The organism is Lysinibacillus sp. NPDC086135, from assembly GCF_044746345.1.
Lineage (GTDB): Bacteria > Bacillota > Bacilli > Bacillales_A > Planococcaceae > Lysinibacillus.
In genome coordinates this window covers 189,902-215,903 of the sequence record NZ_JBIVCA010000007.1, presented here as the reverse complement: position 1 = coordinate 215,903, position 26,002 = coordinate 189,902, and the positions used below count along the sequence as shown (strand labels likewise).

Here is a 26,002-nt window from a genome sequence, read left to right as displayed (position 1 = left end):
TGTGGAAGATTCCCTACTGCTGCCTCCCGTAGGAGTCTGGGCCGTGTCTCAGTCCCAGTGTGGCCGATCACCCTCTCAGGTCGGCTACGCATCGTTGCCTTGGTGAGCCGTTACCTCACCAACTAGCTAATGCGCCGCGGGCCCATCTTATAGCGACAGCCGAAACCGTCTTTCAGTATTTCACCATGAAGTAAAATAGATTATTCGGTATTAGCCCCGGTTTCCCGGAGTTATCCCAAACTATAAGGTAGGTTGCCCACGTGTTACTCACCCGTCCGCCGCTAACGTCAAAGGAGCAAGCTCCTTTTCTGTTCGCTCGACTTGCATGTATTAGGCACGCCGCCAGCGTTCGTCCTGAGCCAGGATCAAACTCTCCATAAAAAGAAATTTGATTAGCTCAAATTGTTTTGCTGGCATCATGTTTGATGTCCAAAATTTTGTTTCGTTCACTAACTCAAGGTTAGCTAGTAAAAACTTTATTGATTACGTTTTGCTTGTTCAGTTTTCAAGGTTCATTTTGTTGCCGTTTTCTCAGTGGCAACTTTTATATAATACCATGTCGCAAACTCTATGTCAACAACTATTTTAGTTGTTTTTCAGTAGCTGCCTTAACGACTTGTATAATAATACACTCTTAATTTAAAAAGGTCAACACTTTTTTCTAAAAAAATCGGTAGTTTTTCATTCCACTGAGAAATTACCTATTTAATATGATTTAGAAAACAAATTAATATTAGACTCACAATCTAGTAAATTTAATGTTTTATTGTTATCTAAAATTCAGTTTAGTTCAATAAGGGGATAAAATTAAAAAGATCTCCACTTATAAAATGATTAAATAAGAAAGTACATTGTTTTTTAGGGACCAATTGAATTGCGGAAAAAGAAAAGATGTATCTTCTGATGCAAACTATAGTTTTGATACTTTACAAGAAGCATATGAAGAATGAGGATAAGCTCTTGTGACATTTGAATTCAACTTCCTGACACAATCAAATGCTGCAATCACGATATTACCACTCCTATATGAGTCATAAGAAAATCATTTTTACATTTCCTTATTAAGCTAATGAGGGCTTTAGTGAACTAAGATTTTAAAAATAATACAACTTATTTATAATTAAATAAGAGCATGCTTTGATCGTTTTTTTCAAAACATGCTCTTTAGATATGCTCCTATATCAAGGTTAATATCATAAATTTAATTAGACCTAATGATTAAAGCTACAACGGGCTACTCGCTTTCTGTGGAAAGCTTCGCTCTGCGACAAGAGCACGAAGTAGCTCTCCGCTACAATCAACAAAAAATCCTTTTACCGATCTACCTTCTTAAAATCAACATACCTAATATTTATTATTCTCCTTTAATATTGTGCAGTAAAAAGCTTGTCGCCATTTGGAACTGTAAATCATTTTGACGGTCCTCTTTATATTTTTTCAACGTTTCGTTTAAGCTGTTAAAGAAGGTAGTGTCCAAATTAAAATTATCTTCTGCCTTTTTCAATTTCTTATCCTCCCGATAAAGTTTAACTGCCTCCTCCGTCGATTCATCCAAGTAACCGTCTAAACGAGCAATTTTAAAGCCTAGCTTTTTCAAAGCATTTTGCGTATAAGCAATTTCTTCACTCATATCTCCCTCTTTAAATTTCCCTGATAATGGATGCATTTGGAAAGCGAATAATTCATTTGGTTCAACCACTAAATTAGCCTCAATACCTTGCCCATGAATCCATTCGCGCTTTGGCGTCAGCCATTTATTTGTGGACAGTTTAAGCTCTCCACCATTTTTCAGCGACCAAGACTCCTGAACTGTTCCCTTTCCAAAACTCTTGACACCAATAAGGGAGGCACGTCCCCAGCTTTTTAAAGCGCCACTAAGTACTTCACTAGCAGATGCACTGCCCGCATTCTGTAAAACAACAATTGGTATCTTGTACATTGTCTGTAAATACTTTTCATCAAAGCTTTTTGATTCCGTTTTTAATGGTTCCATAGCACCTTCAGCATTTTGCATATAGGCAAACACTTTGCCTTTCTCCAATACTGTGCTCAGTAGCGCTGCGACGCTATGTAAATAACCACCTGGATTATCCCGCACATCAATCACTAACCCTTTTATATCTTTTCGAAGCAATTTACTCGTTTCGGCAACCCACTCATTTGCTGTTTTCTCACCGAAAAGTGAGATTTCCACATAACCTAGCGGAGTATTTTCTACGTTCACTACTTCGCTCGTTACTGTTTTATTAGAAATTGCAGCTCGTTCCATCGTCATTTTAATATGTTTATCTTCACTTGGACGATAGACGACAATAGTTACTTTCGTCCCCTTCTCCCCTTGAATTAAATGCATTAATTCACTCATCGTTTTTCCATCTACCCGAACGCCATCAACTTGTACAATTTCATCGAGAGAGCGCATTCCTGCCTTATCTGCCGGGGACGAACGGACTGGAGATACAACAATAAATTTTCCGTTATTTTCAGATAGCTCAATCCCTATGCCTACTCTTTCCTCGGCTAACATTTGTCGGTGCTGTTCCGCCTCTTCCTTCGAATAATAGGTGCTATAAGGGTCCTTTATAGCATCGGCCATACCACGAAGTGCCCCCTCCACCAAAACATCTTTTTTCGTACTGTATACAGATTTTTCCTCAATTAAATTCAACGCTTCATTAATCGAATCAACCTCTGTAACGACCGGCTCCTTTTTATCCCCTAAATTAAACCAGTCAAAATAAACTCCACTACCTAGCAATAGACTACTAGCAAGTACACCGACACCAGCCATTATTTTGCGCAAACCTTCCCTCCTCCGTCTCTTCTACTGTATGAAGTTTATTTTTCAAACATACAAGATTAAACTTCAAAATAATTTGTTGAATACTATGATTTTTGTTTCAAGAGTATTCTATTGCATATCGTGAGTATTTGATTTCTAGTGCAGGTACTCTATCGACAATCGCGGGTACCCATCACGAATCGTGGGCGCTTTATAAACAAATAAAAAATCTGCTTCGTTTCTTTTAAGAAAAGGAGCAGATTCTTTGATTTGATTAGTCTAATGCATCTACATATTTTTTTAACATTTCTACATTCATCGGCCCTTTTATAGCACGTTGAATATATCCATTTGAATCAATAAAATAGGTTGTAGGAATCGTCAATATTTGATAGGCAATGCCGATTGAGTTTTTCGGGTCTTGATCAAGTAAAATAGGAAATGTTAAATCAAAGCTATCTCTAAATGTCATCACAGAATCTATTTTTGCGTCAGCTGTAACATCTCGTTCTTCACTTGTTAAATTGACAGCTATTATTTCTACATTATCTTTTTTAGCATATTGTTCATAATAATTTTGCATATGTGGCATTTCTGCCTTACACGGTGGGCACCATGTTGCCCAAAAGTTTAACACAACTTTTTTTCCACGAAGCTCACTCAAAGTTACATTTTTACCATCCAAACTTGTTAAAGTAAAATCCGGTGGCGTATCTCCATTGCTTAAACCAATCTTTCGTTCATCTATTTCTTTTCCAAGAGAAGTTGTTTCAATTTCACGATCCTTATCAATCTGCTGTTTAACATATGTACCAATCATCACAGCTACTAATAATACAACGATAAGTAGCCCAATATTTTTTTTCATTCCTTACCTCCCAATAATTTAGTACTTTATTTTGAACCGTATCATTTAGACGTGCCAGCAAAACGCTGAATCACTATACCTAATATAAGTAATATGACGCTCACACTTACTGCCGGTTGCCATAAACCATATGGCTGAAAGAGAGCAACAATTATAAAACCAATCGTATATAAAAATAAAGCACGGTTGATAGCTGTTATTTTCCATAATATGAGGACTGTTAGTGTACTTAGCACAAGTAAAGTTATCACTTCGCTAGTGGTTTGATTATCATTTAGTAACACTACAAGCCATTGATAAATCGATTGCGTTAAAATGATTGCCCAACTACAGGCAGCGACTCCAGTTGCGTCAAACTGAAATTGTTGTCGCTTCCACCAAAGCTGTAACGACGCTACCACTACCCCTAATAAGACACCCATTGTTCCACCATTAAAATAAAGGAGCGAAAATGGTTGAGCGATAACAGCTTTAAAATCAGTGACAATTATGCTAAATTTCCAAACGACAATAAAGGTTAAGACCGCGTCACCATATACCCCCGCCCATTTCTTAGAAAATTGTACCTGTAAAACTAGCCATACAATGAAAAAGGCCACAAGTAAAGCAACAGCTGTTGCTGGTAATGTTAGTGCTCGAATAGAGAACCATTCTGTGTTATTCATCTAATAAATCCTCCAGATAGCTACAGCATAGCATATAATCTTTATATGAACTGTCATTTCACACCGTGTTCAAAAAATCTTCCTGAAACATCAAAGAATAGACTCTTGATAAACAATTTTATTGAAATACCCATCTAGGTATTCACACTACAAATATATTACATAAAATGATGGCATACTAGGAAAAAGGCTTCCAAATTATGCATCTGCTAATAAAATAAGTACAGATGAGTATATTTTAAACTTCAAAAATCGAGATGAGCATATATGTTGCTTTCCCAAACGTTATTCAGACTGCTCCTACCTACATGAACTCAGTTGATGTTCTATCCGTCACTTTGCCTTTTCTATCAATCATTTTTAAGCGCACAATGTGAAGATTCCCCAATATTTTGCGCTGACTAACTGCCAATCTTCCTCAGTTTATTGACATTACTCGATCTTGACTAACAAATCTTTTTGGTAGAAGTAAGTGTCGAACATTCGCTTTCATCTTGATGTGTCGATACCCAATCAATATTATAGAAGTTTAATAGAAATATAAAAAAGCTATACATTAGCGTAATCCTAATGTATAGCTTTCAATATTTTTATACTGGAATATATTTCAATGGGTTTACACTACCGACTGCTTGTCCACGCCAAGCGCCAATATGCACTTCGAAGTGTAAGTGCGGTCCTGTTACGCGTCCAGTCATACCCATTGTTGCAATTTGCTGACCTTGGGATACCTCTGAACCAACACTAACATTGAAAGAATTTAAGTGTGCATACACTGTTGTATAAATTTCGCCATTGATAGAATGTGTAATGATAACAACATTACCATACGTGCTAAGTGGTGCAGCATAGGCAACAACACCGTCAGCAGCTGCCCAAATTGGCGTGCCTGTACTATTTGCAAGATCGACTCCATAGTGGAATTCTGGACCTGCACCAATATTACGCCAGCCATAAGGTGATGTTAAACGACCATTTGTTGGCTTAATCCATGTACCATTCGATTGTGGGGCATCCACTGTTGAAGATCCTGATCCTGCCCCACCACCACTATTGTTTGAATTAGCTACCTTAGCTGCGGCAGCAGCGGCTGCCTTACGTTTCGCTTCTTGTTGACGAGCAATTTCAGCTAATCGATTTTGTTCATCGATGATTTTTTGTTGTAATTCTGCACTAACCTCAAGGGCCTCAGAATATTCTTTCTCAAGCAATACTTTTTCTGATTTCAGCTTTTCTTGCTCTTTTTCTAATTGATCAATTAATTTATTTTTCTCAGCTTTCTGTCTATCCCATGATGCTTTTAAACGATCAAGCTCAGCTTTTTTATCTTCGAGCTTTTGACGTTTACTTTCTAGGACTTGCTTTTGTTCCTCTAATTTTTGCTTGTCATCTTTTTGATCCTGGATAATTTGTCGATCCGCTTCAAGCAATGCATTGACAGCAGAGAATCGATCGATAAAATCTACGAAGCTATTAGAACTAAGTAACACGTCTAAATAGCTAACCGAGCCACCTGCCTGAATGGCACGGGCACGATCCTCTAACAATAAATCACGCTCTTCAATTTTGTGCAAAAGCTCCGCAATAGAATCTTCTAATGTTTTTATTTCTGCATTTGTAGATTGGATTTCCGCCCTCACATTTTTGATATTGCCATTTGTTTTATCAATTTCAGCATTTAATGATTGAATTTGATCTAATAATTTTTGTTGCTTGTTTTCATTTGCATTAATAGCATTTGTTTTATTATTGATGGATGAATTTAAGCCATCTTTCTTTGATTCAATTTGTTTTTTTTCATCTTTTAAATCCGATAAACTAGTTGCATACGCTGATGGAGTTTGGATAAAAAGAAATAATGCAGATGCTGCAGCAAGTGTTTTCAATGAGTTTTTCGCCATACTTTTCACCGGTTGAACTCCTTTTCGACTATTATTTTGATTGATTGTCATTCCGGCTAACACAACTTGTGGAGCCTAACGAAAGCTAGATTTTTAAAAACTTACGTACGGACATGAAACTTCCCCAAATACCAATTAGTACACCGATGAGTAATAGTAGACCGCTTACTTGGTACACAAGAGGTGAGAAATCAAGTACTTGAACAAGTTCGCCTTTTAATCGGGGCGCAATAATTCTATATATATTGTGGTAAAGGGTTGCGATGACCGCAATCGGAATAATAGAACCTAAAATTCCGAGCCACATTCCTTCTAATAAAAATGGGATACGCACGAACGAATTCGTTGCTCCAACAAGTTTCATAATTTCTATTTCATCACGACGTGCAATAATAGTAATTCGAATCGTGTTAGAAATTAAGAAAATTGCTGTAAACAATAATCCACAAATAAGTACTATCCCTACGTTGCGGCTAATATTTAAGAAATTAAATAGTTTTTCTACTTTGCCTTCACCATACATAACGTCATATGTATACTCAAATTTATCAATTTTTTTAGCAACAGTAGCTGTTTGTTGAGGATTTGAAGCCTTCACATAAATAACATTACGTAATGGATTACTTTGCTCAAATAGTTTAAAATCGTCCCCAAAATCTTTTACTAATTTCGTTAATTCATTTTCCTTTGTCGAATAAGTCATCTCTGCGACATCTGGCAATTTTTTTATTTTTTCCATGAGCGCTTTTTCACCAGTTTTATCTGCTGTCTCATCAATTAACACTTTAATTTCAACATCGTTCTCTAAATCAGATGCTACTTTATTTAAGTTCATCATAATAAGCGCGAATACGCCTACTAATATTAATGTAACTGTAACTGCACTAACTGAGGCAATAGTCATCCAGCTATTACGACCAAGAGACTTTACACTTTCTCGGAAGTGGCGTTTTACTGTATTAAATTTCATAGCCGTAGTCACCTCCGTGCTCATCACGGACAATCATTCCGCCTTCAATTGCAATTACTCGACGACGAATCGTATTTACGATTTCACGGTTATGGGTTGCCATCACAATAGTTGTACCTCTTGCATTAATTTCTTCGAATAAATTCATAATGTCCCATGATGTCTCAGGGTCAAGATTTCCAGTAGGCTCATCTGCAATAACGACCTTTGGCACATTCACAATAGATCGTGCAATCGAAACGCGCTGCTGTTCGCCACCTGAAAGCTCATTAGGGAACATTCTTGCCTTTTGCTTTAGCCCCACGAGCTCTAAAACTTCCATTACCCGACGGCGAATTTCTATTGGGTCTTCCTCAATTACCTCTAGTGCAAACGCTACATTTTCATAAACATTCAAACGAGGTAGCAGTTTGAAGTCTTGGAAAACGACACCAATTTGGCGGCGTAAAAAAGGTACCTTTTTATTTTTCAATTCTGCTAAATTTATGCCATTAACAGTGATTTCTCCAGAAGTAGCTTTTTCCTCGCGGTACATTAATTTAATAAATGTAGATTTACCTGCACCACTTGGACCTACAACATAGACAAATTCACCCTGCTTTATGTTAACAGAAATCCCATTTGTCGCAACAACGCCATTTGGATACTTCTTTGTCACATTCTTCATTTCTATCATATTTAAACCACCTAAATCTCTTACCATGTAAGAGGTATTTCGTTCTCTATTATAGCACTCTATTTCTCCCTTTATTATTACAGTTTCATTTCATTCCGTGGTAGTTCCTGCTATTTCGTTATTTCATTGCCACAAAACTAACATAAACTCGACATACAAGAAAGCAGAAATCGAGCCCAATAGTGGAAAGTCGATTTCTGCTTTTCTAATGTTTTCAAACAGCAAAAAAGCATTCAGCTATGCTGTTATGCTTAGCCTGAATGCTTTTTATTAGTTAAATATGCTGCTCGTCAGTTGTTGTATAGCGTACTAAAACTGCACCTGTTTTAGACTCACCTTCAATAAATAAACGATTAGCATTCTCTATTTCTTTATCAAAACGTACTACTTTTGATAAAAATTGATCCTGTGATTCAATTTTTGAAGCGTCTTGAATACCAACATCTACTTTACCAAAATTCGTAACAATTTTACCGCTTAACGATATTGTACGTGGCACATACAATTCAACGGCTCCTGCGACTGTTTGTGCTTTGATTTTCGATGAATTAGTTGAGCAAGTAGTGACAACAACATGTCCATTAACCGATTTTGCTGCAACTTCATCCAATGCACCATCTAAATAGACACGGCCATTCAATGTTTCAGCCTCTAAATCTTTACCACGAACATTTGTTAATTCAATGGAACCATTTGACGAATCTACTTCTGCCTTTCCAAAGTTAAACTTAGAGCCTTTAATCGCACCGTTTAATGTTTTTACTTTTAATTGCTCGAAATCCGTATCTTGTAAAGTAACACTACCGTTCATTAAACGTACTGATAATTTTTCTAATTTATCCTTTGGAACAAGTACTTTAACATTTACTTGAACAAGCTTAAGTTGACTTAAAATTCGTAATGAATCTCCATCTTCTTTGACAACGAATTGCTCTAAGAAGTTAGCGCGCGTTTCTTCTTCACTATCATTAACAAGAGGTGCCTTTACCTTGCAAATGACTTGGAAGCTATCTCCTTCAGCAGTTTCTAATGAAAAATTGCCATTCGGTAATTCAGCAATTATTTTGTCTACACGTTCAGCTGAAACTTCTTCCGTATGTGTAAACTCGAATTTATCACCAAATGGAGAAGTTACATCAAATTCTTTAACCTTTTTTACTGCCGTATTCATCATATCCATAAAGAGGGAACCAATTTGTGTTAAATCTTTACGGAAATCTCGCATTTCTTCTTGGAAATATTTAGAGTAATCTTCGTCTTTTGGCGATTGTTGTTCGTTTTGACTCTCATCTTTAAATACTGACTCTTTTTCTGTTGAGGAATACTGGTCCTCATTTACCACATCATTCATAACATTTTGAGTGGACTTGCTAGGTTGCTCTAATGCTTCTAATAATGTAATCGCCTCTTGCGCTGAAATTGTTCCTTTTTCCACAAGTTCTAAAATTCGTTGACGTTCATTTTGCATAATAAAAATAGCCTCCCTCAGTTCGTTATATTATTTATACGAAACACATTGTGAAAAGTTTCACCAAAAAACGAAAAATTGGGAATATATCTTATTTTAGGCTCATTACCATAACGTGTGGTTGATTTCCGTTCCGGCTGGGCCCTTTCCTGGGGGCGTCCGATGAGCCGCTTCACTCGCAAAGCTCGCTCCAGGGTCTCGGGCCAACACGATGTTGGTCACGAAGGCGTTATCACAGGATGTGATAACGCCTTCGTTCCTCTATTGCTGATCCCCGAGGAGTCGCCCAGCCTCCACTCCAATCAACTTATTCACATGACATACGTTTTAATAGAATGTCATCCAACTTTTAAAGTTTATCGATTAACTTTCACGTTTTATCACCCAACTTTTGAAGTTTATCGACTAACTTTTACGTTTTATCACCCAACTTTTAATTTTTATCGACATCCGCCTTCGCAGTATGCCCCTTATCGTAAAAAAATTCGCAAATCTCCTTAGGAAATTTACGAACTTTTTGGGACTTTATTGAGAAGCTTTGGCTAAAACAGCTTCCATACGTAGACGATCTCTTGTTAATATCGGTTTTAAATATTTCCCAGTATAAGAGCCACTTACTTCAGCGACCTCTTCTGGTGTACCTGTCGCAACAATAGTACCACCTTTATCTCCACCTTCTGGTCCTAAATCGATAATGTAGTCTGCTGTTTTGATGACATCTAAATTATGTTCGATTACTAGCACGGAATCGCCATTTTCTACAAGACGCTGTAAAACAACGAGTAAACGTGCAATATCATGCGCATGTAAGCCCGTTGTCGGCTCATCTAAAATATAGAATGATTTACCTGTTGAACGACGGTGTAATTCAGAGGCTAATTTCACACGCTGTGCCTCACCACCGGATAGAGTTGTAGCAGGTTGTCCTAATTTCATATAGCCTAATCCTACATCCACGATCGTTTGTAGCTTACGCTGGATTTTCGGAATATTTTCGAAGAATACTACTGCATTTTCAATCGTCATATCTAAAATATCTGCAATGCTCTTATCTTTATATTTCACTTCAAGCGTTTCACGGTTATAACGCTTCCCATGACAGACTTCACACGGCACGTAAACATCTGGTAGGAAATGCATTTCAATTTTTATAATACCATCACCACGACAAGCCTCACAGCGGCCTCCCTTAACGTTGAAGCTAAAGCGACCTTTTTTATAGCCACGTACCTTTGCTTCATTTGTTGTGGCAAAAACATCTCGAATATCATCAAAAACGCCTGTATACGTAGCTGGATTAGAGCGAGGTGTACGACCGATTGGTGATTGGTCAATATCAATTACCTTTTCGAGCTCTTCCATTCCCGTTACTTCTTTATGTTCGCCAGGCTTCACTTTTGAACGATTAAGCTTTTGAGCTAATGACTTATATAAAATTTCATTAATAAGCGTTGATTTACCTGACCCTGAAACACCTGTCACTGCAACAAATAAACCAAGTGGTATATCAACCTTCACATTTTGAAGATTATTTTCCTTAGCACCTTTAATCGATAATTTGCGCCCATTCGGTTTGCGTCGCTCAATTGGCAGTGGAATAAACTTCTTGCCACTTAAATATTGCCCTGTTAAAGAATCTTCATTTCCCATTACTTCCTGCGGTGTTCCTGCCGCTACAATTTGGCCGCCATGCACACCTGCACCAGGACCAACATCAATGAGATAATCAGCCGCCAGCATTGTATCTTCATCGTGTTCAACAACAATAAGCGTATTGCCTATATCACGCATATTTTGCAATGTACTGATAAGACGGTCATTATCACGTTGATGCAAGCCGATTGATGGCTCATCTAAAATATAGAGGACGCCCGTTAAACGCGAGCCGATTTGTGTCGCAAGGCGAATTCGTTGCGCTTCTCCACCTGAAAGTGTCCCTGCTGCTCGACTTAACGTTAAATAATCTAACCCTACATTGACAAGGAAGCCGAGTCGTTCTTCAATTTCACGTAAAACAAGTCGAGCAATTTTCATATCCTTTTCTGATAAATCTAGCTCTTTGAAAAATGTATCAGCTTCTTGAATCGAATACTGTGTTACTTCACCAATATGTTTATCTGCTAATTTTACAGCTAATGTTTCAGGCTTTAAGCGATAACCTTTACAAGATGGACATGCTTGCTGCGCCATATATTTTTCCATTTGTTCACGCACGTAGTCAGACGTTGTCTCTTTAAAACGGCGCTCCACATTACGGACAACACCTTCGAATTCAATCATTTGATCTCGCACATTGCCAAACTCATTTTCATAATGGAAGTGGATTTTATCTTTACCAGAACCATATAAAATTTTATCCATCTTTTCTTTCGGAAGATCCTTTACTGGGACGTCCATTGGAATATCATAATGATCGCACACAGCCTTTAATAATTGTGGATAGTATTGAGAGCTTGTTGGTTCCCACGGTGCTATAGCATGCTCTAATAAACTACGGTCCCAATCAGGCACTACTAAATCAAGATCTACCTCTTGTGTTGAGCCTAAACCATCACAGCTTGGACAAGCTCCAAACGGACTATTAAATGAAAACATGCGAGGCTCTAGCTCCCCGATTGAAAATCCACATAAAGGACAAGCATGATGCTCACTAAATAATAATTCCTCATGTTCCATCACATCGACAAGTACACGCCCATCTGCCAAACGTAATGCTGTCTCTAAAGAATCACTAAGACGTGCCGCGACACCTTCCTTCATCACAACACGATCGATGACTACTTCTATTGAGTGCTTTTTGTTTTTATCAAGTTCAATTGCATCATCTAAATCACGTAGCTCACCGTCGATACGTACCCGAACAAAGCCTTGCTTTTTTAAATCTTCCAGTAGCTTTACGTGCGTTCCCTTACGCCCTGATACCATCGGAGCAAGCAACTGCATTTTCGTTCTTTCTGAATAAGTTAATAAACGATCGACCATTTGCTCAATCGTTTGGGACGTAATTTCAATACCATGATTAGGGCAAATAGGTTTACCGATGCGGGCAAATAGCAAACGTAAATAATCATAGATTTCCGTTACTGTCCCAACTGTTGAACGTGGGTTACGGCTCGTCGTTTTTTGATCGATTGAAATAGCAGGAGATAATCCCTCTATTGCATCGACATCTGGTTTATCCATTTGACCAAGGAATTGACGGGCATAAGCTGAAAGGGATTCAACATAACGACGTTGGCCCTCGGCATAAATCGTATCGAACGCTAATGATGATTTCCCTGAGCCCGATAACCCTGTTAACACGACTAATTGATCGCGTGGAATTGTGACATTAATATTTTTTAAATTATGAGCTCGTGCACCTTGCACGACAATTTCAGTATTTTTCACAAGCCATTCACCCTTCTACCTTCAATTCAAATATTGTATCGCGCAGCTCAGCAGCACGTTCGAAATCGAGTGCTTTTGCCGCTTCCTTCATTTCTACTTCCAGAGTTGCAAGTAATTGCTCTCTTTCCGCCTTCGTCAGCTTCTTACCTTTTGTTGCCTTCGTTACATAAGACTCTTCTTCCTCTGCCACCTGTGTCGCACGAATAACATCAGGAATTTTCTTAACAATCGTTTTCGGTGTAATGCCATGCTCTTCGTTATACGCCATTTGCAGCTTTCGGCGACGCTTCGTTTCCTCAATCGCCTTTTTCATCGAATCCGTCATATTATCTGCGTACATAATGACATGACCATTGGCATTACGTGCAGCACGTCCAATTGTTTGAATGAGTGAGCGCTCTGAACGTAAAAATCCTTCCTTGTCAGCATCTAAAATCGCCACAAGCGAAACCTCAGGAATATCTAGCCCTTCTCGCAATAAGTTAATACCGATTAGAACATCATAAGTACCTTTGCGAAGCTCGCGAATAATTTCAATTCGCTCTAACGTCTTAATCTCGGAATGCAAGTACTCCACCTTCAAGCCCATTTCCTTCAAATAAGCCGATAAATCCTCTGACATTTTTTTCGTCAATGTTGTTACAAGCACTCGTTCATTACGAGCAATACGACCTTGAATCTCATCGATTAAATCATCTATTTGCCCTTCAATAGGACGTACGTCAATTTGTGGATCAAGTAGCCCTGTTGGTCGAATAATTTGCTGCACCATTTCAGGAGAATGCTCAAGCTCATATGGGCCAGGTGTTGCTGATACATAAATAGCTTGATGTATATGTTTCTCATATTCTTCAAAACGTAAAGGGCGGTTATCTAGTGCTGATGGCAAACGGAATCCATGCTCAACTAGCACACCTTTACGTGCTTGGTCACCGTTATACATCCCTCGAACTTGTGGTAACGTAACGTGACTTTCATCGACAACAAGTAAAAAATCCTCAGGGAAATAGTCGAGTAGCGTATATGGAGTTGCCCCCGCTTCACGCAATGTTAAATGACGCGAGTAGTTTTCGATACCTGAGCAAAAGCCCATTTCACGCATCATTTCTAAATCGTAGCGAGTGCGTTGCTCTAAACGCTGTGCCTCTAACAATTTATCCTCTGCACGTAAAAGAGTTAAACGCTCCTCCAACTCTTTTTCAATATTTTCAATGGCCATTAGCATTTTTTCTTCTCGTGTAACGAAGTGGGATGCTGGGAAAATAGCTACATGATCACGGTCCGCTAATATTTCACCAGTTAACGCATCCACCTCACGAATTCGATCGATCTCGTCCCCAAAAAACTCCACGCGAATACAATGCTCATCACGAGATGCAGGGAATATTTCCACTACATCTCCACGCACCCGAAACGTCCCACGTGTAAAACTCACATCATTACGCTCGTACTGTACATCGACCAATTTTCGAAGCAACTGATTACGTTCAATTTCCATTCCAGTCCGCACCGATACGACCATTTCACGATATTCTTCTGGAGAACCTAGACCATATATACAGGACACGGATGCTATAATAATGACATCATCACGCTCGAATAATGAGGATGTTGCAGAGTGACGCAACTTATCAATTTCATCATTAATGCTTGAATCTTTCTCGATATAAGTATCCGTCTGCGGTACATATGCCTCTGGCTGAAAGTAATCATAGTAGCTGACAAAGTATTCAACTGCATTATTAGGGAAGAACTCTTTAAACTCACTATATAATTGACCTGCTAATGTTTTATTGTGTGCCATAATAAGTGTCGGTTTTTTTACCTGTTTAATGACATTAGAAATCGTAAACGTTTTTCCTGTTCCTGTTGCACCGAGCAACGTTTGATGACGTTTACCTGCACGTACACCCTCCACTAATTCCGCAATTGCCTGTGGTTGATCTCCACCAGGCGTATATGGCGCTTGTAAATCAAATGTTTGCACACATGTCCCCGTCCTTTCCTACCAATTTGATACATATATTTTAGCATAGCATTATTTAAATTTCGAACATTTAACGAACGAATGTTTGTAAAAATTTTTCCGTTTACTCTATTTAAGGTAATTACGATAGAACGTATGTACTAATTACAACCTATCTATCAATAGATTACCCTTCCCAAATGTTAGCTAATCGAGATGGAAAAATGTAAATGCATTACCTTAGAGGGAATCTCGGGTTATTACCGGTAAATCTGATCAGCTGGCACAAAAATAGCAAAAAAATCCCGCTCCCCAATAAGTGGAGAGCGGGCTCGTCATATTATTCACTTGCATCTTGGTGTAAGGTTATTAGTTCGGCTGCGTATAGATGAAAGGCATTTTCATCTTTTTCATCGAGTGCTCTATCTATCAGAACCATGAGCTGCTCTTCACGATGCATACGCTGGATATGATTTAAAAATAAATCTAAATAAATCTCGTTTAATAATTTCTCTGCCTCATCAACTTTCTTTGACTGACCAACGGCTTTTAGAAAATCTGTATACGAATAATATTTATCCAACGATCTCACCTCGATCCTTTTCTAAATTATAAGAAAATTGAAGTTAAAATGCAATGCTTAAGAACTGAAAATCACTTCGATTTACTATTAATCTCGTGCAATTTCAAGCAATTTCTCTATACAATCGCTTGAAATATCAACGGTTTTCTCCTTTTGTCTATACTTTCAGAATTCAATTTTATGTTCTACACTTCAATAACAAATAGAAAAGGGAGGTTTACATAGATGTCAGCAAACTACATCAATGGGTATTTAATGTCTTTCAACACCTATTTACTTCAGCCAATGCAGTATGATTCTAAAATTTTCACACGGGTAATTGATAAGCATAATGAGCTTATCGTCACCAGGAAACCAATGCATATATTACGAAAATCTTGTATCTCACTCGGAACAACCTATGAAGCAGCAAGACATTCCGCCAAACGCTTTTTCGGCAATCAACATAAGCTTCCAATCGTTGTTGCTTATGATTATGGTTATCCTTGTATTTTTCTACCAACGTATTCTCCAAACTCTATCCATAATATTTGGATTGGACTTCACGCCATTTCAAATATTGTAGCGAGTAAAACGGGCTGTATCGTCACACTGAAAAATGATAAACAGATTGAGCTACCTATTCAATATGCTTCAATCAGCAAGCAATTTGTCAATGCATCGATGCTCTATAAACATTACATGAATGAACGCAAGGAGATTAGCCAAGACGCTCCTTATCATCCACCTTTTTAACTTCTTTCAGCACATGTCTTTTGACCGAAAGCGTAGCGACAGGTACAGAAGTCTCTTACCCCCATAGGTGGTGAGATGAATACGGTTTTAGGTCACTTATCAGCGGGTGTTCCAACATCCGCTGATAGACGTTAAGCCTCCGGCGGATGTCACGGAAACGGCAAGGAGTTCTTTGTAATAAATACAAAGCCGATTCCGGACACAATTATGCCGAGGTACAATTGATTTAGAAACTAAAAAACCCCCTCAAAGCACAATTTCATTGTGTCTCTGAGGGGCTTTCATTAGCCAATTTTTGAACGTAAATATGCATTAATGAATGGATCTACATCACCATCCATCACCGCTCCTACATTACCTGTTTCTTCATTTGTACGATGATCTTTCACCATTGAATATGGATGGAATACATAGGAACGAATTTGTGAGCCCCAGCCGATTTCCTTCTGTTCACCACGAATTTCATCTAGCTGTGCCTGCTGCTTATTGATCTCTAATTGATAAAGTTTCCCTTTTAACATTGTCATTGCTTTTTCACGGTTTTTAATTTGTGAACGTTCTGCCTGACATTGTACGACAGTACCAGTTGGAATGTGCGTAATACGAACAGCTGAATCTGTCGTATTAATATGCTGACCACCTGCACCTGTTGCACGATACGTATCAATTTTTAAATCCTCTGTACGAATATCAATTTCAATATTGTCATCGAATTCAGGCATAACATCACAAGAAACGAACGATGTATGACGACGACCAGAAGAGTCAAACGGTGAAATACGTACTAAACGATGGACACCTTTTTCTGCTTGCAAATAGCCATAAGCATTATGACCCTTAATGGACAATGTTACAGATTTAATCCCTGCTTCATCGCCTGGAAGATAATCAACTGTTTCGACTTTAAAGCCACGTTTTTCCGCCCAGCGTGTGTACATACGAAGCAGCATCGAGCCCCAATCTTGAGATTCCGTACCACCTGCTCCTGGATGCAGCTCTAAAATTGCATTATTTTGATCGTATGGACCGCTTAATAGTAATTGCAGCTCAAAATCGCCCATTTTTTGCTGGAATTCTACTAATTCATTGCCTAGCTCCTCCTGCAATTCTTCATCAGGCTCTTCGCGCAATAGCTCTAACGTCATATCTAGGTTCTCATATGTTTCTAATAAATCTTTATACTCATTAACAGTTGCCTTTAAGCCATTACTCTCATTAATGATTACCTGTGCCCCTTGCTGATCATCCCAGAAACCTGGCTCAAGCATCATTTCATCTAATTCTTGAATGCGTGCCTCTTTGTTTTCTAAGTCAAAGAGACCCCCTAAAATCCGCCAATTTTTTGGCTGAAGTGTCTAACGCGTTACGTACATCTGCTAATTCAATCATTGTTAAATCCTCCGAACATTATTTATGGGGCAAACTTTTAAAATACTGATACTTCATTTTTAAAGCCCCGGTCTCTTTATTATAACGTTTTTACAGCGGAAAACATACTTTTTTACAACCTCAGCATTCGTTTCAGTCTTTTTCAGCTTCATCCTCAAAGATAACATCGTTTGCCATACGTTGAAATACTTTACCTTGATCATATTGAACTAATAAATTCTTTGTTCGTTTTTCCAGTTTATATTTTAGTAGAAAAGCTCTTTGAATTCTGTTTTCAAATGATCTAACACTTAGATCCACATTAGTTTCATAGCCGTTCATAAAAATTACTTTTGTATTCTTTTTATCGATAGCTAGATAGTCCTGAATATGATGAACAGCAAACCATTTACAGTCACGTCGTAAATAAGACTTACTTGGAAACCATACAATATTACTTTGTTCATGAACAACTATTGGATTTTTATTCAACTTTCCAAGTATCATTCTTGATCCATCGAAAGCCCCTCTTAAGCTAGAACCGAAATAACGTAGATTATAATCCATTAATTTTGTCGGCGCTAATTTTGATATATATTCGCGATCCCTTTCTATTACACGTGTACCCAAGTTACCATTGGCATCATATTCCGGTATATACAGCATCGTTTTACTACTCATAATGTCATCACTATGCATGTCAATCCTCCTCAAAATTGTATGTTTTTCTAGTAAAGAGGAGTATACTAATAAATATATTGGTAAACTCCAATGTTTCCTCGAGGATTATATATATCCATAAATCCCCCCTTTATTTAAAAACAGATTCAAATACCCAAAACTTTTCAACTATTCACATATTCATAATAAATCACAAGAAAGTTATAAACATTACCCTTTTCATTGAACTATTTACCTATTGTTGTAGTATCATATACCTCTTTTTGAATTTTCTAATATTCCTACTCATTTAAACGCTGCTTGAAAAAACCTCCTACTTACTAACTTGCGGTTGTACGCACATTCGCTTTAGTCTTTGCTAGCAGCAGGCGGATCGTGAAAATATCCTAAAACATCGAAAAAAAGACCATTTTAACATACAGTTAAAATGATCTTTTTCGAATATTATTGAGCTGCACCATGGCAGTTTTTAAATTTCTTACCGCTTCCGCATGGACATAAATCATTACGTCCAACATTTTCAGCTTTACGGACAGGTTGCTTTTTCGGAGCTGAGCCGCCATCCTCTTTCGGATTAACAGCTTGACCTTTTGCAACTTCTTCACGCTCTAAATTATTATGGATTTCTGCCTTCATCGCATATTTTGCTACATCTTCGCGAATGGAAGCGACCATATCCTCAAACATAGCAAAGCCCTCTTGTTGATACTCACGAAGTGGATCATTTTGACCATATGCACGAAGATGGATACCTTGACGTAGCTGATCCATTGCATCAATATGATCAATCCACTTTGTATCAATTGAGCGAAGTAAGATTACCTTTTCAAATTCACGCATACGTTCTGGTGTAAGCTGTTCTTCTTTTTCATTATAACGCGTTTGGACAGCGTTAGAAATTAGCTGGTTAATCTCTTCTGCGGATTTACCTTGGAAATCTTCCACCTTTAGATCGCCTTCATCTAATAGATTTGCTGCGACAAAGTCATCAATTGCTTTTAAATGCCAATCTTTTTGCTCACCTTGCGTATACAATGCGACAATGTTGTCGATCGTTTCTTGAATCATAGACTCTACAAGCACACGCATATTTTCTGTTTCTAATACGTCGTAACGCTCTTTATAAATAATTTCACGTTGCTGACGTAACACATCATCATATTGTAATAAGCGTTTACGAGCATCGAAGTTATTACCTTCAACACGTTTTTGAGCTGATTCTACTGCTCTTGAAACAACTTTAGATTGTAATGGCTGTGAATCATCCATCCCTAATTTCATCATCATGTTCTTCATATTATCGGAGCCAAAACGACGCATTAATTCATCTTCTAGTGATAGATAGAATTGAGTAATACCTGGGTTCCCTTGACGACCAGAACGACCACGCAGCTGATTATCGATACGACGAGATTCATGACGCTCCGTACCAATTACCGCTAAACCACCAAGCTCCATTACACCTTCTCCAGGCTTAATGTCTGTACCACGACCAGCCATGTTTGTTGCAATTGTTACTGCACCTTTTGTACCTGCATTCGCAATAATCTCGGCTTCACGCTCATGGTTTTTCGCGTTTAAGACGTTATGTGGGATTTTATGTTTATCCAATAAATTCGAAATTATTTCAGATGTTTCAATTGCGACCGTACCTACAAGAACTGGTTGTCCAGCTTTATGGCGCTCTGCAATATCTGCCGCCACCGCTTTATATTTCCCTTCCATCGAAGCAAAAATTAAGTCCGGACGGTCATCACGAGCAATCGGCTTATTCGTAGGAATCGCGACAACACTCATATTATAAATATTACGGAATTCCTCTTCCTCTGTTTTCGCAGTACCTGTCATACCCGAAAGCTTTTGATACATACGGAAGTAGTTTTGGAACGTAATTGTTGCCATCGTCATCGATTCATTTTGAATCTCTACGCCTTCTTTGGCCTCGATTGCCTGATGTAGTCCATCTGAGTAACGGCGACCTTTCATTAAACGACCTGTAAAGCCGTCAACAATAATGATTTCGCCCTCTTGTACAACATAATCAACATCATTATGCATACTTACATGTGCCTTTAACGATTGGTTAATCGCATGGTTTAAACGCACATGTGTTAAATCAAACAGATTATCAATGCCAAATGCTTTCTCTGCTTTTTCAACACCAGCATCTGTTAACGTAACACCTTTTGTCGACTCTTCGTATGTGTAATCTGTTTCTGCACTTAACATACGAACAAATGCATTCGACTGTTTATATAGCTGCGCCGATTTCCCAGCCTGACCCGAAATAATTAATGGCGTACGCGCTTCATCAATTAAAATCGAGTCAACCTCATCGATTACTGCAAAATGTAGCGGACGTTGTACACGCTCTTCTTTATAAAGCACCATATTATCACGTAAATAGTCAAAGCCCAACTCATTGTTTGTACTATACGTAATATCAGCTTCATAGGCTGCACGTTTTTCTTCTTTTGATAGGCTGTTCAAGTTTAAACCAACCGTTAAGCCTAAGAAATTATACAAATGCCCCATTTCTTCAGCATCACGACTCGCTAAATATTCATTGACTGTCACAACATGTACACCTTTACCAGTAATGGCATTTAGGTAAACAGCCATTGTAGCCGTTAACGTTTTACCTTCACCGGTTTTCATTTCCGCAATATTACCTTCATCTAATGACGCAGCACCCATAATTTGCACTCGGAATGGGTACATCTCTAACACACGCTTTGACCCTTCTCGACAAACCGCAAAAGCTTCCGCACGAATCGAATCTAAATGCTCTCCGTCCGCATAGCGTTTTTTAAACTCTTCTGTTTTCGCTTGTAATTGATCATCTGAAAGCTGTTCCATTTGAGAAGCGAATCCCTCAACCTGGTCAGCGATTTTTTCTAATTTTTTTAGTTCACGTTTATTGAAATCAAATAATTTATTTAATAGGTTTACCATGAATTTTTTCACTTCCTATATAGTCTCAACTTTCATTTTACCATTGTATAACAGATTCATGCAAACAGAGTCCCTAGCATGAAAGGAAATCATAACAATTACGCCCTAGCGTAATTGTTGTTGCTGTCACTACAAATAAACAATGCCGTCCGGATTTTGAATTGTGTTTAGGCCAGGCAGATCTTTTTTGTGCGAAAGCGCAGTGCTAACGTAGCGGCAGCGGCAGATCTTTTTTGCGCAAAAGCGTAGCGACAGCGGCACCGATGTAGGTCCTTTAGTCGTTGTCCCAGGAAGCGACGGTTTTAGGCTAACATCCTTATAGTGCCTCCTTTCAAAATCCGTGATATCTGCTAGAGTCTTATCTTCATTCAAAAGTTGTTTGATAAAGATATATTCCCCACTACTATTGAGGCAGGAATTCCTACTGAATGAAGATAAAAAGGCTCCCGCTTTTCGCGAGAGCCCTTGTGCATATTAAAGTTTAAGTTGTTTCAATTAAGCCATATTTACCGTCTTTGCGTTTGTAGACAATATTTGTGCCGTTTGATTCTGCATCTGTAAAGATATAGAAATCATGCCCTAGCATATTCATTTGTAAGACAGCTTCTTCTTGATCCATCGGTTTTAGATCAAATTGCTTTGTGCGAACAATAGAGTATTCGTCTTCCTCTGTTGATGCATCTGCTGCTGCTTGAGAAGTAGCAAAATAAAGGCCTGTACCTTCACGCTCACGGAATTTACGGTTTACTTTTGTTTTATGCTTACGGATTTGACGTTCTAATTTATCAACGATTAAGTCAATCGCAGCATACATATCATTATGACGCTCTTCTGCACGAAGAGTTAAGTTCTTCATTGGAATTGTAACTTCCACTTTAGTTTGCTTGTCATTATAAACCTTTAAATTTACGTTAGCGTTGGCGTTAACATCTTCGTTAAAATAACGTTCAACTTTCTCGACTTTGTTCTCAACATACTCTCGAATAGCTGGAGTTACCTCAATATTTTCACCGCGAATGTTAAAGTTTAACATGTAAACTCCTCCTTTATAACTGCTATACTTTATACTTCTACACAAGTGTGCGAAATTCCTCTAAAATAATTCTTTTTTTCAAAAAAATTTTTTCCTACAATAATGTGTAGCATCTGCATCTGCTGATATGGGTTGAACAAAGTCCCCACTGATGAATGTTTCACTTTATGAATTAATGCTATTTAGTTTTGCCTCATCAGCTTCTCTTCTTCGGCGTAGTTTCAACTCTTCGACAATCAAATCCTCAACCGATTCTTGATCATTAAAATTCACACCATATTGTTTGCCCTTGCCAAAAGGACGGCTCCAAATTATTTCACCATAAGCTCGTACCTCTCTAGTATCAAGAACAAAGCGTAAATCTAAAGGAGGAGGATTAACACCTAAATCCACTTCAGTAAACATCTTTAAACCTCGTGGACTAATATCAAGCAAGTCTGCCATTGCCGTTTGTGCTTGATTAACTCTACCATTCTCGTATATCGCAAAAGTCATTTTAACAGGCTCCTCAAATTTATATCGAAAGCCTTCTTGGCGTTTAAATATCATCTTCCCACCTCAATACTATTCTAAACATCTATTTAGCTTGATTATGACACGGTGCATGTTTTACATCTAGAGGGAATAAGTAACATATTATACAGGATAAAGACCTATTTTATCTCTAGTTAAATGTTTCCCTTTTGTATGATATAAAATGCCGTGTCTCGTATTTCTTGCAAAGAAAAGAGACCATCATGAATCGATGGTCTCTATGTTGTCTAAATTTGTCCAGTGTTTCCCTGACCGAATTGCTGCTGTCGATTGATGCGAATAACTTCCTTCCATGTATCACGGAATTCCGTCACTAATCCTTCAATTTCTTCAATTATAGCGATCTCATTTTTAATGTTTGCTTCTACTAAACGACGGTTGATATATTCATAAAGGGCAAACATATTTTTTGACACTTCGATATCCATATTCAAAGTCGCCATTAGCTCGCTAATAATCGCCTGTGCTTTTTGAAGATTTGTGTTTTTTTCTTGGATATTCTTTTCTTGAATTGCTAGTTTAGCCTTGTGCAAGAACTTTAAACATCCATTATAAAGCATTAACGTCAGCTCACCAGGGGAAGCAGTGGTAACACTATTTTGTTTATACGCGTTTTGTGCTGTTAAATTTGCTGCCAATAAAGGACAACTCCTTTTAAAAGGTTACTTATTTACTATTTTAAACCATCTTTCGAAGAAAAGCTAATAGGTAAATGTTAATTCTTTTTGTCATAATACATTCCATCCATGACACGAACATTCGAGTAGGGATCGAAGTATTGTCCTTCACTTTTTTTCGTCTTTTGTAGATTTGCCATATCCTGCTTTACGGCGCTCATGACCGTAGCCAATCGTTCTTTTATTCCATTATCTAATTCAAGTAACGTTTGATGAATACGATTCTGTTCGTCGAATTGAAAGCCTTCTTGAACCAAATCTTCAATAATTTTTCCACGCTTGTCTAACATATTGTTAATACTATCTATATATTCATCGCGCTCTTCACCTTTTGGAATGTCTCCTATAAGTTTGAATAAGTTAGCTGATACTTGCAATAGTTGATCTATTAGTTGCATAATTTTCTCCTACCTTGCTAATTAGAAACCAACGTCAAAACTTTAACCTTGCATGAACATACTAGATTGCTGGTTTGCTTTATTGATTGCTGACTCCATGGCTGAGAATTGTTTCCAGTATCTAGCTTCGACATCTCTTAGTTTAGCTTGTAATTTCGTCATACGCGTATCTGATTCGTTAATTGCCCTACCCAAACTAAATGTATTATTAACAGCTCCATCTCTTCCTGCTTGTTTCTCAATTTGAGTTGTCATTTTTTTCATCTCATCGCGTAAACGCCATGCAATTCCACGACTATCCTCTGTTGCAGTGACGCTACCAGTTTGAGAGAACATTTTAAACACTTGGTCTGGGTCTTTTGTTAATGCCGCATCTAGTTTCTTCTCATCAGCAATAACAAGCTTACCATTATCCTTCATATCTTTAGATGTGGTAATACCAATTTCAGCTAAAGAATCCATGAATTTATCTCCAAGGCCTGCAACACTACCCATAAATGTTTCACGCATTTTTGCTACACCATCTCGAATAATTGAATCACTACGCAATAAACCACTCTTCGCTTTTTCATCCCAAAGCTTTTGCTCATTTTCACTCATATCTTTACGCTGCTCAGCTGTTAGAGGTGCATAATCACGATATTTACTTTCTTTTAGCTGTTTATTAAACTCATCAATCATTTCGTTATATTTTTCAACAAACTCTTTGATTTGTTCCTTAGCAGCCTTTGTATCAGAGGTAGCCTGCATTGTGACAGGGGCTACTGTCACACCACCTGTTGATGTATTGTTCTTTACTTCTTCAGCGTTAGCTAAAGCTTGCTCCGCATCTTTTTGGCGTTGGAAGCCAGCTTCATAGCTGTTTTTTGGACTATCATAACTTGCTTTTTCTTTTTCATAAGTAACTTGCTTGGCCGCAATATCTTTAAATTCAGTTAGTCTAGTAGAATCCTGCGCAAGGAACTGTAATTGTTCTACATTTGTACCTTCCAGTATTGTTTTTAAGGACCCGTCTGCAAGCTTATTAATGGCAGTTGTAATTTCTTCTGTTGTCTTACCGTTCATGCTATTTAAAAACGTAATTGCCTGATCATTTGTAAGTAAATTTTTATTAGTTGCTTGATAAAGTCTTTCATCTGCTTCTTTATTCGCTTGGTTACGGAATTTCTCAAGGCTATCTGCATTATCTTTCATTCTATTTAAATCTGCATCACTATAAGCGCTAAACTGGCTCATCGTTCTTAATGTATCAAAATCATTATTTTTAATTGTATCAATATCATCATCACTTAACTTCGCAATACGATTTTTATCAGCAAAATCTTTGTAAACTGATTGCTCCTGCTCAGTTAAAGTTGAAGCAAATTTACCATTGTATGCAGTATCAAAATTTGTCTTAAATGCGCTAGGAGGTAATGTAGCATTTTTCAATTCATCTATCGTAGAAAAAGATGTGCCAAAGTAACGATTCGCAGCATCGATGTATTTTTGAGTAAGCCCATTTGGTCCTGCCATAGCATCTTGTGCATTTTTAAGCTCTAATTCTGCTGCCTCATATTGCTTTAAAGCAACATCACCAGCATTAAAAGTCTGTTTTAATGTCATTTCATAACCTGAAATTGTAAAAGTATTAGATGAACGCTCTGTTTGAATACCATTCACTTCAAACATAGCATTTTTACCATTGCTAGCTAATTTACCATCAGTTGATGCCAAGCCTAATTTATTAAATACTCCCAATCCACCTGTAACAATAATTTCACCTTGTCCACCTTTTTCACTACCTGTATTTTTAGCAGTTAGGGACAATTTTCCACCTTCAAATAAAGCAGTAACACCTGCACTAGTACCGTTAATTGTCTTTACTAAATCATTAATTGTCATATCGTTAGTAAAATTAATTTTTGTTGCCTCTGTTGTTAATCTACCATCCTTACCAATTGATTGGATAGAAATAGAATTTACATTCAAGTTTAGCTCACTTAACTTTGAGTCACCGGTATATTCTGTTTGATTACCTACAGCTTGAGCTGCAGAAGCTAATTGTGATACACCACCAATTGTAATATTACCAGTTGCTCCTGAAGTAGCCTTTACTGATACTAAATTTTCATTTGATGACGTTGCAGTTTTTTGATTCATTTTTCCTGAAAGAATCATTTTATCTAATAAGAAAGTATCGAATGTTTTTAACTTTGCATTAACATTACGATATGCATCACGTTTCCATTCTAATAATTGTTTTTGTTGAAACGTTTTATTCAAAGGCATACGTTCTGCCTTCATTAATTTCTCTACAAGTGAATCAATATCCATACCAGACGCTAAACCGCCAATTCTTGTTACCATACT

General features: G+C 37.7%; 19 protein-coding genes and 1 rRNA gene. 1 reads left to right on the top strand and 19 read right to left on the bottom strand.

Annotated elements, in window-relative coordinates:
• The 11 genes from ACIPKN_RS11730 to ACIPKN_RS11680 form a co-directional block, all read right to left on the bottom strand.
• Positions 1-381: ribosomal RNA gene (locus tag ACIPKN_RS11730) — 16S ribosomal RNA — on the bottom strand; the annotation flags it as partial.
• A gap of 973 nt (positions 382-1,354) precedes the next feature.
• Entirely contained in the window at positions 1,355-2,803 is a 1,449-nt protein-coding gene (locus tag ACIPKN_RS11725; protein ID WP_400936186.1) for a S41 family peptidase, read from the bottom strand.
• A 253-nt stretch (positions 2,804-3,056) separates the two neighbouring features.
• Positions 3,057-3,650 (bottom strand): redoxin domain-containing protein, encoded by a 594-nt coding sequence (locus ACIPKN_RS11720; RefSeq protein WP_400936184.1) that lies wholly within the window; start codon positions 3,648-3,650, stop codon positions 3,057-3,059.
• Positions 3,651-3,691: 41 nt separating this feature from the next.
• Entirely contained in the window at positions 3,692-4,315 is a 624-nt protein-coding gene (locus ACIPKN_RS11715) for a hypothetical protein (RefSeq protein ID WP_400936181.1), read from the bottom strand.
• Between the two features lie 590 nt (positions 4,316-4,905).
• Positions 4,906-6,225, bottom strand: a complete 1,320-nt coding sequence (locus ACIPKN_RS11710) for a murein hydrolase activator EnvC family protein (RefSeq protein ID WP_400936179.1) — start codon at positions 6,223-6,225, stop codon at positions 4,906-4,908.
• Positions 6,226-6,301: 76 nt separating this feature from the next.
• Positions 6,302-7,186: a permease-like cell division protein FtsX gene (ftsX, locus tag ACIPKN_RS11705; protein ID WP_142509098.1), complete on the bottom strand. Its 885-nt coding sequence runs from the start codon at positions 7,184-7,186 to the stop codon at positions 6,302-6,304.
• Complete coding sequence (ftsE, locus tag ACIPKN_RS11700) at positions 7,176-7,862, bottom strand: cell division ATP-binding protein FtsE (protein WP_142509099.1); 687 nt, start codon at positions 7,860-7,862, stop codon at positions 7,176-7,178. The genes ftsX and ftsE overlap by 11 nt, the downstream gene beginning before the upstream one ends.
• Positions 7,863-8,136: 274 nt before the next feature.
• On the bottom strand, positions 8,137-9,330 hold the full coding sequence (locus tag ACIPKN_RS11695) for a DUF4097 family beta strand repeat-containing protein (protein WP_400936176.1): 1,194 nt from the start codon (positions 9,328-9,330) through the stop codon (positions 8,137-8,139).
• A gap of 525 nt (positions 9,331-9,855) precedes the next feature.
• A complete protein-coding gene (gene uvrA, locus ACIPKN_RS11690; protein ID WP_400936174.1) occupies positions 9,856-12,720 on the bottom strand; it encodes an excinuclease ABC subunit UvrA in 2,865 nt (954 codons plus the stop codon).
• Positions 12,721-12,727: 7 nt separating this feature from the next.
• Positions 12,728-14,707 (bottom strand): excinuclease ABC subunit UvrB, encoded by a 1,980-nt coding sequence (gene uvrB / locus ACIPKN_RS11685; RefSeq protein ID WP_400936172.1) that lies wholly within the window; start codon positions 14,705-14,707, stop codon positions 12,728-12,730.
• A 319-nt stretch (positions 14,708-15,026) separates the two neighbouring features.
• The gene (locus ACIPKN_RS11680; protein WP_274068068.1) at positions 15,027-15,269 is read right to left on the bottom strand and encodes an IDEAL domain-containing protein; all 243 of its coding nucleotides are present in this window, start codon (positions 15,267-15,269) and stop codon (positions 15,027-15,029) included.
• A gap of 225 nt (positions 15,270-15,494) precedes the next feature.
• Here ACIPKN_RS11680 and ACIPKN_RS11675 point away from each other — a divergent pair, with 225 nt between their 5' ends.
• Positions 15,495-16,004, top strand: coding sequence for a competence protein ComK (locus ACIPKN_RS11675; RefSeq protein ID WP_132360585.1), 510 nt, complete (start codon positions 15,495-15,497; stop codon positions 16,002-16,004).
• A gap of 284 nt (positions 16,005-16,288) precedes the next feature.
• Here the strand turns inward: ACIPKN_RS11675 and prfB are convergent.
• The 8 genes from prfB to fliD all read right to left on the bottom strand — a co-directional run bounded on the left by prfB (position 16,289) and on the right by fliD (position 25,999).
• A protein-coding gene (gene prfB, locus ACIPKN_RS11670; RefSeq protein ID WP_400936169.1) for a peptide chain release factor 2 occupies positions 16,289-17,393 on the bottom strand; the annotation gives its coding sequence in 2 pieces (ribosomal slippage) (positions 16,289-17,317 and positions 17,319-17,393; 1,104 coding nt in all).
• A gap of 132 nt (positions 17,394-17,525) precedes the next feature.
• On the bottom strand, positions 17,526-18,071 hold the full coding sequence (locus ACIPKN_RS11665) for a competence protein ComK (RefSeq protein WP_400936167.1): 546 nt from the start codon (positions 18,069-18,071) through the stop codon (positions 17,526-17,528).
• A 426-nt stretch (positions 18,072-18,497) separates the two neighbouring features.
• Positions 18,498-21,008 carry a preprotein translocase subunit SecA gene (gene secA, locus ACIPKN_RS11660; protein ID WP_142509105.1) on the bottom strand — a complete coding sequence of 837 codons (2,511 nt, stop codon included), beginning with the start codon at positions 21,006-21,008 and terminating at the stop codon, positions 18,498-18,500.
• A 481-nt stretch (positions 21,009-21,489) separates the two neighbouring features.
• Positions 21,490-22,041: a ribosome hibernation-promoting factor, HPF/YfiA family gene (gene hpf / locus ACIPKN_RS11655; RefSeq protein ID WP_132360578.1), complete on the bottom strand. Its 552-nt coding sequence runs from the start codon at positions 22,039-22,041 to the stop codon at positions 21,490-21,492.
• Between the two features lie 165 nt (positions 22,042-22,206).
• Entirely contained in the window at positions 22,207-22,590 is a 384-nt protein-coding gene (locus ACIPKN_RS11650) for a PilZ domain-containing protein (protein ID WP_400936164.1), read from the bottom strand.
• A gap of 212 nt (positions 22,591-22,802) precedes the next feature.
• Entirely contained in the window at positions 22,803-23,213 is a 411-nt protein-coding gene (gene fliS / locus ACIPKN_RS11645) for a flagellar export chaperone FliS (protein WP_400936162.1), read from the bottom strand.
• A 77-nt stretch (positions 23,214-23,290) separates the two neighbouring features.
• On the bottom strand, positions 23,291-23,650 hold the full coding sequence (gene fliT / locus ACIPKN_RS11640) for a flagellar protein FliT (protein ID WP_400936160.1): 360 nt from the start codon (positions 23,648-23,650) through the stop codon (positions 23,291-23,293).
• Positions 23,651-23,692: 42 nt separating this feature from the next.
• The gene (fliD, locus tag ACIPKN_RS11635) at positions 23,693-25,999 is read right to left on the bottom strand and encodes a flagellar filament capping protein FliD (RefSeq protein ID WP_400936158.1); all 2,307 of its coding nucleotides are present in this window, start codon (positions 25,997-25,999) and stop codon (positions 23,693-23,695) included.
• Between the last annotated feature and the right edge of the window lie 3 nt (positions 26,000-26,002).